Here is a 12,228-nt window from a genome sequence, read left to right as displayed (position 1 = left end):
GTCAGTCCTGCGTGTCCCTAGCGCCCCAGCGCCGGATCGCGGTTTCCAGATCGCCATAGCCCGTGTGGCGGTGTTCAAATTCCAGCCCCATGCGATCTGCGCAGGCGCGGGCCTTTTCCACCAGCGCGGGATCGCTGGTCTGGGATTGATAGACCAGCTTGGTATAATTGCCGAACACCATGTCGCGCAGCTCGGGGTGCTTATCCAGACCCATGGGACGCCAGACAAAGGCGTCGAACTGTTTGACCAGAAAGTCGGTGAGGTAAAAGGCGGTGATTTCGCCCTCGTCAGCCTTTTGAGCAAAGGCTTCGTTTCCCTCGAAAAAGGCATAGCAATGCGGGCCGGGCACCAGTTCCACGCCCAGTTCCGCGCAGCGCTTTTCGAGCGTACCGCCAGTGCCGCAATCGGCATAGACCACATAGATCTGGTCGTAGACCTGCTGGTGTTTCAGCACGGCCTCTTCGACGGCTTCGGTGATCTTGTCGGGATAGATATGCAGTTTCGCGGGCAGGCAGGTCAGATCCATGTGATCCAGACCGTTCTTTTCCTTGATATCAAGGATTTCCCGGGCCAGGGCGCCACATCCGATCAGCAGGATGCGCCCGGTCTTTTTCTCTGGTGCAGCCAGCCCCTGTTCCGCAAGGGAGGCGGTGTCGAGACTGCGCCCGGTTGGGGGGCGGAAGGCAGCCCGCTCATTCAGGCGGGCTGCGCGTCCTTTGCGTGCCAAATCAGGCGCTCATCTGGTTGTGCTTGCGCGCGACGAAGTCCTTGGCGGTTTCCACCGCAACAGCCGCATCGCGGCAATAGGCGTCTGCGCCGATGGCCTTGCCGAACTCTTCGTTCAGCGGGGCGCCGCCAACCAGAACGATGTAATCGTCCCGCTTGCCCTGTTCGACCATCGTGTCGATGACCACTTTCATATAGGGCATGGTGGTGGTCAGCAGAGCCGACATGCCGAGGATGTCGGGCTGGTGCTCTTCCAGAGCTTCCAGGTAGTTTTCAACCGGGTTGTTGATGCCCAGATCCACCACTTCAAAGCCTGCGCCTTCCATCATCATCGACACAAGGTTCTTGCCGATGTCGTGGATGTCGCCCTTGACCGTTCCGATCACCATCGACCCCATGCGCGGCGCGCCGGTTTCTGCCAGCAGCGGCTTCAGGATGGACATGCCGCCCTTCATCGCGTTTGCGGCCAGCAGCACTTCGGGCACGAACAGGATGCCATCGCGGAAGTCGGCGCCGACGATGGTCATGCCGCCGACCAGCGCTTCGGTCAGGATCTTGTAGGGCGCCCAGCCGCGTTCCAGAAGGATATTCACACCTTCTTCGATCTCTTCTTTCATTCCATCGTAGAGGTCGTCGAACATCTGCTGAACGAGTTCCTCGTCATCCAGTTCCGCCAGGATGATTTCGTCTTCTTCTTCCGACATGGGCTTGTTCCTTGACTGGCGGGGTATCCCCGGCTTGGCCTTATTCACCGACTAATGGGCCAGAATGACGCAGCGAAACTGCATTATTTGCGACACTGCCTTTATCCGAACCGACCTATAGGCGGAAAAGATGCCGAATGATAATGAAGATTTCGCAAGGAAATCTTCGCGTTTGCTTATTTGTTCTTTATTTGTTCTTGCCGCTCTGTCATCCTTGGCGCATGAGTATCGAAAGCGACCAACCCCACATGCGCCGCAAAGGGCGCGCCAGTGTCAGCAATGCGACAGGCCGGTTCGATCTGCCGAGAATCGCGGTCGATGACGGCTGGGAGCAAGAGGCACCGCCGGAGGTGATTCCCACCGAAATCCGGCAGGAAACGGCCAAATCCATCATCAGCTACAACCGCTCGCCGGATCTTCCCTTCGATCGCTCTATCAATCCGTATCGGGGCTGCGAACATGGTTGTATCTATTGTTTTGCGCGGCCCACGCATGCCTATCTGGGCCTGTCGCCGGGGCTGGATTTCGAAACCCAGCTGATCGCACGGCCCAATGCCGCCGAGCTGCTGCGCAAGGAGCTCTGCGCGAAGCGATACAAGGTGGCGCCGATCGCCATGGGCACCAACACCGATCCCTACCAGCCCTGTGAACGGGATCTGGAGATCACCCGCAGCTGCCTGAAGGTGCTGCGGGATTTCCGGCACCCCGTGGCCATCGTCACCAAGGGAGCGCTGGTCGAGCGGGATATCGACATTCTGTCAGAGATGGCCGCGCTGGGGCTGGTACGGGTTGGCATTTCGGTCACGACGCTGGATCCGGACCTATCCCGCCGGATGGAGCCACGGGCGCCATCACCCGCCCGGCGGCTGGCCACGATCCGCCGCCTGTCGGAGGCGGGGATCCCGGTGCGGGTCATGACGTCGCCCATCGTGCCGGGATTGACCGATCACGAGATTGAGGCGCTGCTTGCTGCCGGGGCCGAGGCGGGCGCCGATGCTGCCAGCTGGATCATGCTGCGCCTGCCGCGCGAAGTGTCCGAACTCTGGCAGGAATGGCTGTCCATGCACGCGCCGGGCCGCGCGGCCAAGGTTATGGCCCGCCTGCGGGAGATGCACGGCGGGCGGGAATATGATCCGCGCTGGGGTGAGCGGATGCGGGGCACTGGCGAATATGCCGGAATGATCGGGCGTCGGTTTCGCGCCGCCTGCAAGCGTCTGGGCCTGACCGAGAGGTCTGAACCGCAGCGCTGCGATCTCTTTGCGCGCCCGGCGCAGGCCGGGGATCAGCTGGCGCTATTTTGACCAGGCCGGTCTGGGCACTGGAATGTGGGAATGGGAGTGAGCTATGCGCGCCGAGCTGCGTCAGAAGATCCTTACGGTGTGCGACCGTAAAATTGCTCAGAAGGGGGCCGGTGTCGGCCTGTCCTTTTATGCCTTTTTCGCCAATCGCAATGATGATCCCGCGCTGTTGATGGAGGCGGCTACCTGGTGGATCGAGACGCACCAGCTGGATCATTTCGAAAAGGCAGTGAAGGTTCGAGCCATGGTGGCGGAGGGGCTTTAGGCGCTTGCGGGGCACGGAACCCGCTGAACAGGGTTGCAATAGGAGAAACGAAAAACGGCAGCCCGGGATCGGACTGCCGTTTCATAGAATAAAGAGGGGGGAAACTTAGCCGCGGCGGCGACCCCGGCGGCTGCGGCGCTCACCGGCAGCAGCGGCATCTTCACCGGTGCCATCGCTGGCCGAGGAGAAGGGGCCAAGCACTTCGACGATCTGCTCCAGCGTGGGGCGGTCACCGCGCGGGCGGCTGTCCAGCGCGGCGCGCATGTGGCGCAGATGCTCGGGCATGGTGCCACAGCAGCCGCCGATGATCTTAGCGCCGCAATCGCGCGCCATCACCGCGTATTCACCCATCAGTTCGGGCGTGCCGTCATAATGGATGTGGCCATCGACGTATTTCGGAATACCGGCGTTGCCCTTGGAGATGATCGGCCGCTCGGTGCCCTGCGCCGAAAAGCCGAGCACGGTGCGCAGGATGTCTGAGGCGCCGGTGCCGCAGTTGGCGCCAAAGGCGAGCGGCGGATTGTCGAACTCCTCGACCAGCTGCGCCAGCGCTTCGGAAGTGACGCCCATCATGGTGCGCCCGGCGGTGTCAAAGCTCATGGTGCCACACCAGGGCATATCCGCGAGTTTGAACGCCTCGGCCGCGGCGCGGAATTCTTCAGGGGCCGAAATGGTTTCCAGCCAGAGCACGTCGACGCCGCCTTCTTTCAGGGCTTCGGCCTGTTCGTGGAACATTTCCACCGCCAGCGCGTGCGACAGTTCTCCGATCGGCTGCATGATTTCACCGGTGGGGCCGACCGAGCCCGCGACTGCGATCTTGCGCCCGGCCTTGTCGGCGACCTCGCGACCCAGTTCCGCAGCGGCGCGGTTCAGCTCGCGCACGCGGCCCTGGGCGTCGTGCAGTTTCAGGCGGGCAGCGGTGCCGCCAAAGCTGTTGGTCAGGAACAGATCACTGCCCGCATCGACCGAACCCTGATAAAGCGCCATGATCTTTTTCGGCTCGTCGGTGTTCCACAACTCGGGCGCATCGCCCGATTGCAGGCCCATGTTGAACAGGTTGGTGCCAGTGGCGCCGTCGGCCAGCAGCACGTCTTTGTCTTGCAGGAGCTGAATAAAGGTGTTGGTCATCGCTGATCGGTCCCGTCAAAGGGTTGGCACTGGGGCGCACTGGCGGGCCAGTGCGGAGTGGCCCCTCCTGTCACGGCGCGGCGCGCAGGGCAATTTCATTTTGCTCAAGTTCATTATGAGCCGGATAGCGGTCGAAGAGATTTTTCTCTGCGTCCGAAGTCTGGCCTGCATCATCGCTACTGGTCTGCAGGACTGGCTGCACGGGACCCGGGCGGTGCACAAGACGCAGAAGCTCAATCAGGGAGACAGCCATCTGCGGCCAGCTGGGCGACGCCAGATAGCGTGGTTCCCAGCGCGGCGCGAAACAGGATTTGAACCGACGCAACCCCGGATCGGTGCGGGCTGCCCAGCGGTGGTCGGGCACAGCCGCCAGCGACAGGCGCGGCACGTTTTCCAGCGCGGCGGCGGCAATCGCGGTGCGCACCAGCGCGTGGCCTGTGCCATCCGGCGCGTCAGGCACGATGCGGATCAGGTCCAGGCACCACTCTCCGGGCGTGGCGTGCAGGCTGACAAATCCCTCAAGCCGTCCGTCCTTCCAGGCAAGGAACACGCGCTGCTCGGCCAGGTATCCCGGTTCGAACCGGCCCATGGTGGTACCGTGGGCGTGTCCATGCGTGGACTGCCAGGCGGCGTCGATGGCGCCCATCTGGTCGATCGGCAGAGAGGCGGGGGCCTGCATGACCTTGAGGCCCGCCTTTTCCGCATGGCGGAGCTTGCGGCGCAGCTGCCGGTGGGAGGAGCCGCTGTCGCTGAAGGTGGTGGGCCGGACCACGGCCTCTTGCGCGATGCGTAGGATCTTCCATCCGGCATTGCGGGCCAGCGTCCCGGTGCGGGCGCCGCATTTGTAGAAACAGGCAGAGCCATTCCGCTGCCGGGCATAAGCGGCAAGCGGGGCAAAGACCTCGGGCGTGTGGCCCGACAGGGGATCAAAGAAGGCTACCGTGCATTGCGGGCTGTCAAGCACCGCAAGCTGGTTGAAACCCAGGGCCTGCACGTGGCCTCCGTTCTGCCGGATGATTGCCGTTTCGGCGCAGGCGCGGCTTGCGGGCAGATCTGCGGCAGGGGTGCGACGGGCGCCCAACAGGTCAGCATCGGTCGGGGCGCTGGATTTCGCGCGGCCCATACCCGGCAGGAACAGCACGCCGCAAGCCAGCGCGGCAGGCAGCACATAGTATACAAGGCGAAAGGCGACGAGGGCGCCGAGGAGGGCGCCCGTATCCGCAGTTGGCAGCAGGGCGCAGACCGTCAGCTCCAGTGGACCGGCGCCACCGGGGGCCGAGGATAGGATCGCAGCGCCAAGGGCGATTAGATAGACAGGCACCAGCGTTGACCAGGTAATCTGGACCGTATCCGGCAGCAGCATCCAAAGAGCAGTTCCCGCCGCCACCACATCGATCAGGGTCCAGCCCATCAGCGCCGTCAGGGCAATCAGTGAAGGCCAGCGCAGTCTGAGCTTGCCGATCCTCAGGGACGGAAACCAGAAGCTGGCCGCAACCGCACAGATGAAACCGGCCAGCAACAGCCCGCCAATCCAGCCAAACCCCTGTATTGGCGGGAAGAGCACGAGGGCAACCCCGGCGATAGCGGCCAGCGTGGCCATGAAGGTGAACCCGACAAGGGCAGTGATCTTGGCGGCCTGCAGCGCGGTAAGACCCGGCAGCAGGCGCCAGCGGGCATAGGTGCCGGTGATGAGCCCAAAGCCAGCTGTCTGTGAGAACGCGATGGCGGCCATTCCGGCGCGGCGGGCCGCGGCGCCATCAAGGCCGGTTTGCAGATGGCGGTGTGCCACAGAGTCGTAGCGCCCCAAAGCCCAGAAACTAATTGCAGTGGCGATAGAGGCCCCCAGCCAGCCCCATGCGGGCAAGGTGGCCAGTGTGTGACCAAGTTCGGCAAGGGAGGGAAGGCCAAGTTTTGCCTCGAAGGCCCAGAGACACAGGACCGTCATGGCCACAGGCGCGGCCCACCGGAAACCGGCGCCAAAACCGTCCTTCAGGCTCGTCCAGAGGCGGCCGCGGCCTGCACCGGAAAGAGGGAGAGTGTGGATTGTCATCAGCATCCCTGCGTAATCGCCGCACCAGCGGCTCGCGCAGGAGAATACCAAAGAAGGCGTTCTTCTTCAGTTAATATCGATGATTTCAGTTAATGCCCCTCCCGACCAAGCTGGGCGGGAGATGCATGCCTCAGCTGATTTCGGACAGAATCTGTTCCTTGGCAAGGGCCAGCGTGTCGGTCATCTTCTCGCGGATGTCATCGGCGCTCACCCGGCCGGTCAGATCCTCCGCCAGCTTGCGGACAACGTCCTCGTGCCCCGGTTCCTGAAAATCGGCGGTAACCACCGTTTTAGCGTAGGCCTCGGCTGCATCGCCGGACTTTCCCAGCATTTCGGCCGCCCAGAGACCGAGCAGCTTGTTGCAGCGGGCCTGCGCTTTGAACTGCATTTCCTCATCATGGGCAAATTTGGCCTCGAAAGCCTGCTCGCGACTGTCAAAAGTACTCATCATTTCCTCCTGTTCCGCACTATGGCATGAAATGACTATGCGCCTGCCCCGGGCGCACTGCAATAGCGCCAAGAGCGGCCTGCGGAACCAAATATCCCTTCACAGCAAGCCTGTGACCGCGCGCCGCGCTTGCGGCGCAATGTCGCTTGCACTAAGAGAGCGGCAAGAAACCGGGACGGATTCCCGCCCCTGACCCCCGAAAGGTTCCTCATGGCACGTCGCAAGAAGATCTACGAAGGCAAAGCCAAGACATTGTATGAAGGTCCCGAGCCCGGAACCATCGTGCAGTATTTCAAGGACGACGCAACCGCGTTCAACGCTGAAAAGCGGGACGTGATCGAGGGCAAGGGGGTTCTGAACAACCTCTTGAGCGAATTCTTCATGCAGGGGCTAGGCCAGATCGGCGTGCCGACGCATTTTCTGAAGCGGCTCAACATGCGCGAACAGCTGGTGCGCAGCTGCGAGATTATCCCGCTTGAGGTGATCGTGCGCAACTACGCGGCCGGCAGCATGTCCAAACGTCTGGGTATCGACGAGGGCACGCAATTGCCACGCCCCATCGTCGAGTATTGCTACAAGGACGACGCGCTGGGTGACCCGCTGGTTACAGAGGAACATATCGCTGCCTTCGGCTGGGCCAGCCAGCAGGACATGGACGATATCCTGAGCCTGGCGTTGCGGGTCAACGATTTCCTGTCCGGCGTGATGCTGGCCGTGGGCATTCGCCTGGTCGACTTCAAGATCGAGATCGGCCGGGTCTACGACGGTGATTTCCAGCGTCTGGTTGTCGCTGATGAGATCAGCCCGGACAGCTGCCGCCTGTGGGACATCGAAACCGGCCAGAAGCTGGACAAGGACGTGTTCCGCCGCGATCTGGGTAGTCTGACCGACGCCTATACCGAAGTGGCACGCCGTCTGGGCGTGATGCCGAACAACCCGCCTGCAGCGGGAAAGCCGACTCTGGTCAACTGACCGACCCGTCCCGCCTATCCGGGGCTGTGGTCCCGTGAAGATGGCATGCAGGGCATAGATCTGACAACAACAAGCCCGTGGCGGGCTTTGTGACCGAAAGCTGAGGAAAGACGCGATGAAGGCACGGGTGCATGTGATGCTGAAGAACGGAGTTCTGGATCCCCAGGGCGAGGCGGTCCGCCACGCGCTTGGCGCCATGGGCTTTGACAAGGTCGAAGGCGTCCGTCAGGGCAAGGTCATCGATCTGGAGCTGAGCGACGACGCCACCGAGGCGGATGTGCGGGACATGTGCGAGAAGCTGCTCGCCAATACCGTGATCGAATCCTACGAGATCGAGCTGGCCTGACCGATGCGGGCGGCGCGGCTTATCGGCTTTCGCCAGCCGCTGGAGCTGGTAACCCTGCCGGATCCGTCGCCCGCGCCGGGCAAAGTGCTGACCCGCGCCATCTCTCTTTTAAAGGCCAGTGCGATCTGGCCGCGTTTGACCGCCCGGCGCCTTCGGGTTGGGGCGGTCATTACCGATTTCGCAAGCTAGGAAGGAACCCCTGATGCGTGCTGCCGTTGTCGTTTTCCCCGGATCCAACTGCGACAGGGATCTTGCCGTGGCCTTTGAACAGGCCGGATTTGATGTCTCCATGGTCTGGCACAAGGACAGCAAGCTGCCCGAAGGCATCGACATTGTCGGCGTGCCCGGCGGGTTCTCCTACGGCGATTACCTGCGCTGCGGCGCTATCGCGGCGCAATCGCCGATCTGCCAGGCGGTTGTGGAGCACGCTAACCGGGGCGGTTACGCGCTTGGTGTCTGCAACGGGTTCCAGATCCTGACCGAGACCGGCATCCTGCCCGGCGCCCTGTTGCGCAACGCGGGGCTGAAATACATCTGCCGCACGGTGGAGCTGAAGGTCGAGACCAGCAACAGTGTCTTTACCGAAGGCTATTCGGCAGGCGACGTCATCGGCATCCCAATCGCCCACCACGACGGCAACTACTATGCAGACGCCGACACTGTCGCGGCGCTGAAGGATCAGGACCGGGTGGCCTTCTCCTATGTCGACAATCCCAACGGATCGGTTTCTGATATTGCCGGGATCCTGTCCGAGAACCGCCGGGTTCTGGGCATGATGCCGCACCCCGAACGCGCGGCGGACGAAGGTCATGGCGGCACCGACGGGACGGCAGTCTTCCGCGCATTGACCGGGATCGTCGCTACAGCGTGACTTGAGACAGGCGGGCAGCCGCAATAGGTTAACCCTATGAGCACCCCGCCTGATCGCACAGAACTCCCCGTGGCCAAATCCGGGTCCGCCGCAAGATCGCGTACGATCTCCTGGCGGGCACGGCTGGCCTTGGTCCTGTTCATGGCGGTGGCGGCAACGACGGTCTGGGTGACCAACCGAATGCTGACGCACCGGTTCACCGAAAGTACCCGCAACCGGGCCGAACTGCGCCTAGCGCTTTACTCCGGAAACCTGGTCAGTGAGCTGCGCCGCCATGCCATCGTGCCGCAGCTGCTGGCGCGTGACCAGGCGCTGATATCAGCACTGCAAAGTCAGGATTTTTCGCTATCCACCCACCGGCTGATTTCTTTTGTTGAGGAAATCGGCGCTGCCTCAATCATGTTGCTAGCCAGCGATGGGCGTACCGTGGCGGCGACCAATCGCAACCGTCTGGGCGAAACCCACCGCAACGCGCCCTATTTCGTCGATGCGGTGCGGGCCAAATCTACCGTGTTCTCCGTCATTGAACGCGAGGTGGGCGGCTATCGTTTTACCTATTCGCGGCGCATTGTTGACACCACCGGGACGCTCGGCGTGATCGTGATCGAGGTCGATCTGCAGAAATTCGAACGGGCCTGGGCGGGGATTTCAGACGCGGTGATGGTCAGCGATAGCACCGGCCGTATCGTTCTGGCGACCGAAGCGCGCTGGCGCGGCAAGGAAGAGCGCGACGCACTGCGCCTGCAAACACCGGAGGGCGCCATTCAGCGCGCGATCCGGGCAACCGCGGATTGGACCGTCCTGCCAGCCGATGCCTATCTGCAAGGCGAGGCGGTGATGCGGCTGGAAACGCGGGTGCCGTTTCAGGGCTGGAGGCTGACCTCCTTCACCACCTATGCCTCGATCCGCGAGCGGGTGAACGCGGTTCTGGCGCTTGAAATCATGGGATTCGCGATTCTGCTGGCGCTGGCATTCTATGCGCTCAGCCGCAAGACGGCGCTGCGCATGGCGCTGTTCCAGCGCGAGTCGGCGGAGCTTCGCGTATTGAACGCACGGCTGCAGCGGGAAATCGCCGAACGGGAACGGGTGCAGGAAACCCTTGCCGTGGCCGAACAAAGCCTGGCGCAAAGCTCGAAACTCGCGGCGCTGGGGGAGATGTCAGCGGCGGTTAGTCACGAGCTCAATCAGCCGCTGGCGGCGATGAAAACCTATCTGGCCGGGGCGCGGCTGCTGCTCAACCGCAACCGCCCCGAAGAGGCACTTGCCTCCTTTGGGCGCATTGATGATCTGATCGAGCGCATGGGGGCCATTACCCGGCAGCTGAAATCTTACGCCCGCAAGGCAGGCGATGCCTTTGCCCCTGTAAACATGGGCGATGCGCTGGCGTCGTCCCTGTCGATGATGGAACCGCAACTGCGCCAGCGGCAAGTCAAGATCACCCGAATGCTGCCCGATCAGCCGGTTTACGTTATGGGCGACCGGTTGCGGCTGGAGCAGGTGATGGTCAACCTCTTGCGCAATGCACTGGATGCCACCAAATCTGTAGAGGACCCCGAGGTGGAGATCCTGCTGGCCGCAGGCGAGACAGCAACCCTGTCGGTGCGCGACAATGGCAACGGGATCAAGGATTTCGACAATCTGTTCGAACCCTTCTACACCACCAAACAGCCCGGCGATGGGGTCGGACTGGGGCTTGCCATCTCCTCGGGGATCGTGAACGACCTCGGGGGGCGGCTGATTGCCCGCAACGGGCAAAACGGCGGCGCCGTGTTTGAAATACAGTTGCCGATCCTTGTGGACGGTATCGAAGCCGCTGAATAAGCGGCGTTAAAGATGGAGAGGCCGCGCATGGCACAGGCTATGAAAATCGCGATCGTTGATGATGAACAGGATATGCGCCAGTCGATCAGCCAGTGGCTGGCCCTGTCGGGCTATGACACTGAAACATTTGCCAGTGCCGAGGATGCGCTGAAGGTTCTTGGCTCGGATTATCCGGGGATCGTGATCTCCGACATCAAGATGCCTGGCATGGATGGAATGCAGTTCCTGAAGAAACTGATGGGCAGCGATAGCGCCCTTCCGGTGATCATGATCACGGGTCATGGCGATGTGCCCATGGCGGTTGAGGCGATGCGCGTCGGGGCCTTCGATTTCCTCGAAAAACCCTTTAATCCGGACCGGATGTCGGAACTGGCGAAGCGGGCCACCAACTCCCGCCGCCTGACGCTCGACAACCGGGCGCTGCGCCGCGAATTGTCCGATGGCGGCCAGATCATGAAGAAACTGATCGGGATGAGCCCGGTGATGGAACGCCTGCGCGAGGATATTCTGGATCTGGGCCAAGCCGACGGGCACGTGCTGATCGATGGCGAAACCGGCACCGGCAAGACGCTGGTGGCCCATGCGCTGCACGCCGTCGGCAGCCGGGCGGGCAAGAAATTCGTTCTGGTCTCCTGCGCCGCACTGGAGGAAGAGGCCCTATCCAAGCGTCTGTTTGGTCCGATGCAGCCCGAGGACAGCCTGTTGCCCGCCATTGAAGAGGCCCGCGGCGGCACATTGGTGCTGGAGGACGTGGAGGCGCTGAGCGAAGCGCTGCAGGCCAAGCTCCTGAGCGTGATCAACGAACAGGGCATGCCGGGCGAAACCCGTATCATCGCCATTTCGAACCTACAGGAGGCGGGCAAGACCTGCGAGGACGCGCTGCGCCCGGATCTGTTCTACCGCCTTGCGGCATTGCGGATCACCGTGCCGCCCCTGCGCCAGCGCGGCGAGGATATCCTGACTCTGTTCACCCGCTTCAGCGAGCAATTCTCTGAAGAATACGGCTGCGAGGCACCGCAGGTCACCGCGCAGGAGGCTGCACAGCTGTTGCAGGCCCCCTGGCCGGGCAACGTGCGCCAGCTGATCAATGTGGCCGAACGAGCGGTTCTGCAATCCCGACGTGGATCGGGGACCATCGCATCGCTGCTGATGTCCGATCACGAGGAAATGCAGCCGGTGATGACCACCGAAGGTAAGCCCCTGAAGGAATACGTCGAAGCCTTTGAACGCATGTTGATCGACAACACCATGCGCCGCCACAAGGGCTCCATCGCCTCGGTGATGGAGGAGCTGTGCCTGCCGCGCCGGACTCTGAATGAGAAGATGGCCAAATACGGATTGCAGCGCTCAGAATACCTGAGCTGACAGCTGCAGGCTTGGACTGCAACCTGGCTGAGGCAGGTTTTGGCTTTGATCGACATTGATGCGGCGCCGGGATGCACCGGCGCCGTTTTCCATTCAGGTCGCTTTTTTGCGGAAAAACACCGCAGTTTTTCGGGGATTTGTTAACCAATACCGTCTAAGGAAGAATAGTTTACACTTTCAGCAATGCCCGTGCCGAATGGCCATTGTCATTTCCCGGTTTCAGGCCTTATGCTG

The 12,228-nt window shown here is 62.2% G+C and carries 12 protein-coding genes; 7 read left to right on the top strand and 5 right to left on the bottom strand.

The window, feature by feature from the left end; translation table 11 throughout:
* Position 1: 1 nt before the first annotated feature.
* Positions 2 to 727, bottom strand: a complete 726-nt coding sequence (locus tag C6W91_RS09675; RefSeq protein WP_274867564.1) for a DUF1638 domain-containing protein — start codon at positions 725 to 727, stop codon at positions 2 to 4.
* A gap of 1 nt (position 728) precedes the next feature.
* On the bottom strand, positions 729 to 1,430 hold the full coding sequence (locus C6W91_RS09670) for a B12-binding domain-containing protein (protein WP_065273377.1): 702 nt from the start codon (positions 1,428 to 1,430) through the stop codon (positions 729 to 731).
* A 221-nt stretch (positions 1,431 to 1,651) separates the two neighbouring features.
* On the opposite strand from C6W91_RS09670, the gene C6W91_RS09665 reads away from it, so the two are divergent.
* Positions 1,652 to 2,731 (top strand): PA0069 family radical SAM protein, encoded by a 1,080-nt coding sequence (locus tag C6W91_RS09665; RefSeq protein WP_274867563.1) that lies wholly within the window; start codon positions 1,652 to 1,654, stop codon positions 2,729 to 2,731.
* Positions 2,732 to 2,774: 43 nt separating this feature from the next.
* Positions 2,775 to 2,993: a DUF6500 family protein gene (locus tag C6W91_RS09660; RefSeq protein WP_274867562.1), complete on the top strand. Its 219-nt coding sequence runs from the start codon at positions 2,775 to 2,777 to the stop codon at positions 2,991 to 2,993.
* Positions 2,994 to 3,098: 105 nt separating this feature from the next.
* Here C6W91_RS09660 and bmt read toward each other — a convergent pair whose 3' ends face one another.
* From bmt to C6W91_RS09645, 3 genes are all read right to left on the bottom strand, one after another.
* On the bottom strand, positions 3,099 to 4,121 hold the full coding sequence (gene bmt, locus C6W91_RS09655; RefSeq protein ID WP_274867561.1) for a betaine--homocysteine S-methyltransferase: 1,023 nt from the start codon (positions 4,119 to 4,121) through the stop codon (positions 3,099 to 3,101).
* A gap of 70 nt (positions 4,122 to 4,191) precedes the next feature.
* Entirely contained in the window at positions 4,192 to 6,171 is a 1,980-nt protein-coding gene (locus C6W91_RS09650; protein WP_274867560.1) for a phosphatidylglycerol lysyltransferase domain-containing protein, read from the bottom strand.
* A gap of 130 nt (positions 6,172 to 6,301) precedes the next feature.
* Entirely contained in the window at positions 6,302 to 6,619 is a 318-nt protein-coding gene (locus C6W91_RS09645; protein WP_274832110.1) for a DUF1476 domain-containing protein, read from the bottom strand.
* Positions 6,620 to 6,829: 210 nt separating this feature from the next.
* On the opposite strand from C6W91_RS09645, the gene purC reads away from it, so the two are divergent.
* From purC to C6W91_RS09620, 5 genes are all read left to right on the top strand, one after another.
* The gene (gene purC, locus C6W91_RS09640; protein WP_065273381.1) at positions 6,830 to 7,591 is read left to right on the top strand and encodes a phosphoribosylaminoimidazolesuccinocarboxamide synthase; all 762 of its coding nucleotides are present in this window, start codon (positions 6,830 to 6,832) and stop codon (positions 7,589 to 7,591) included.
* A gap of 115 nt (positions 7,592 to 7,706) precedes the next feature.
* On the top strand, positions 7,707 to 7,937 hold the full coding sequence (gene purS, locus C6W91_RS09635; protein WP_065273382.1) for a phosphoribosylformylglycinamidine synthase subunit PurS: 231 nt from the start codon (positions 7,707 to 7,709) through the stop codon (positions 7,935 to 7,937).
* Positions 7,938 to 8,139: 202 nt separating this feature from the next.
* Positions 8,140 to 8,808, top strand: a complete 669-nt coding sequence (gene purQ, locus C6W91_RS09630) for a phosphoribosylformylglycinamidine synthase subunit PurQ (protein WP_274867559.1) — start codon at positions 8,140 to 8,142, stop codon at positions 8,806 to 8,808.
* Positions 8,809 to 8,844: 36 nt separating this feature from the next.
* Complete coding sequence (locus C6W91_RS09625) at positions 8,845 to 10,629, top strand: ATP-binding protein (protein WP_065273385.1); 1,785 nt, start codon at positions 8,845 to 8,847, stop codon at positions 10,627 to 10,629.
* Positions 10,630 to 10,656: 27 nt separating this feature from the next.
* Positions 10,657 to 11,994: a sigma-54 dependent transcriptional regulator gene (locus tag C6W91_RS09620; protein WP_065273386.1), complete on the top strand. Its 1,338-nt coding sequence runs from the start codon at positions 10,657 to 10,659 to the stop codon at positions 11,992 to 11,994.
* Positions 11,995 to 12,228: the final 234 nt, after the last annotated feature.

The sequence above is a fragment of the Phaeobacter sp. SYSU ZJ3003 genome, from assembly GCF_041300735.1.
In the GTDB taxonomy this organism is placed as follows: domain Bacteria; phylum Pseudomonadota; class Alphaproteobacteria; order Rhodobacterales; family Rhodobacteraceae; genus Phycobacter; species Phycobacter gallaeciensis_A.
Note: the sequence above shows the minus strand (reverse complement) of the source record. Positions and strands in the feature narration are given on the sequence as shown.

Bases quoted from the DNA above. Each gene is read 5' to 3' on its own strand.
- C6W91_RS09670 (WP_065273377.1), bottom strand. From the start codon at position 1,430: ATGTCGGAAGAAGAAGACGAAATCATCCTGGCGGAACTGGATGACGAG.
- C6W91_RS09665 (WP_274867563.1), top strand. From the start codon at position 1,652: ATGAGTATCGAAAGCGACCAACCCCACATGCGCCGCAAAGGGCGCGCC.
- C6W91_RS09660 (WP_274867562.1), top strand. From the start codon at position 2,775: ATGCGCGCCGAGCTGCGTCAGAAGATCCTTACGGTGTGCGACCGTAAA.
- bmt (WP_274867561.1), bottom strand. From the start codon at position 4,121: ATGACCAACACCTTTATTCAGCTCCTGCAAGACAAAGACGTGCTGCTG.
- C6W91_RS09650 (WP_274867560.1), bottom strand. From the start codon at position 6,171: ATGACAATCCACACTCTCCCTCTTTCCGGTGCAGGCCGCGGCCGCCTC.
- C6W91_RS09645 (WP_274832110.1), bottom strand. From the start codon at position 6,619: ATGAGTACTTTTGACAGTCGCGAGCAGGCTTTCGAGGCCAAATTTGCC.
- purC (WP_065273381.1), top strand. From the start codon at position 6,830: ATGGCACGTCGCAAGAAGATCTACGAAGGCAAAGCCAAGACATTGTAT.
- purS (WP_065273382.1), top strand. From the start codon at position 7,707: ATGAAGGCACGGGTGCATGTGATGCTGAAGAACGGAGTTCTGGATCCC.
- purQ (WP_274867559.1), top strand. From the start codon at position 8,140: ATGCGTGCTGCCGTTGTCGTTTTCCCCGGATCCAACTGCGACAGGGAT.
- C6W91_RS09625 (WP_065273385.1), top strand. From the start codon at position 8,845: ATGAGCACCCCGCCTGATCGCACAGAACTCCCCGTGGCCAAATCCGGG.
- C6W91_RS09620 (WP_065273386.1), top strand. From the start codon at position 10,657: ATGGCACAGGCTATGAAAATCGCGATCGTTGATGATGAACAGGATATG.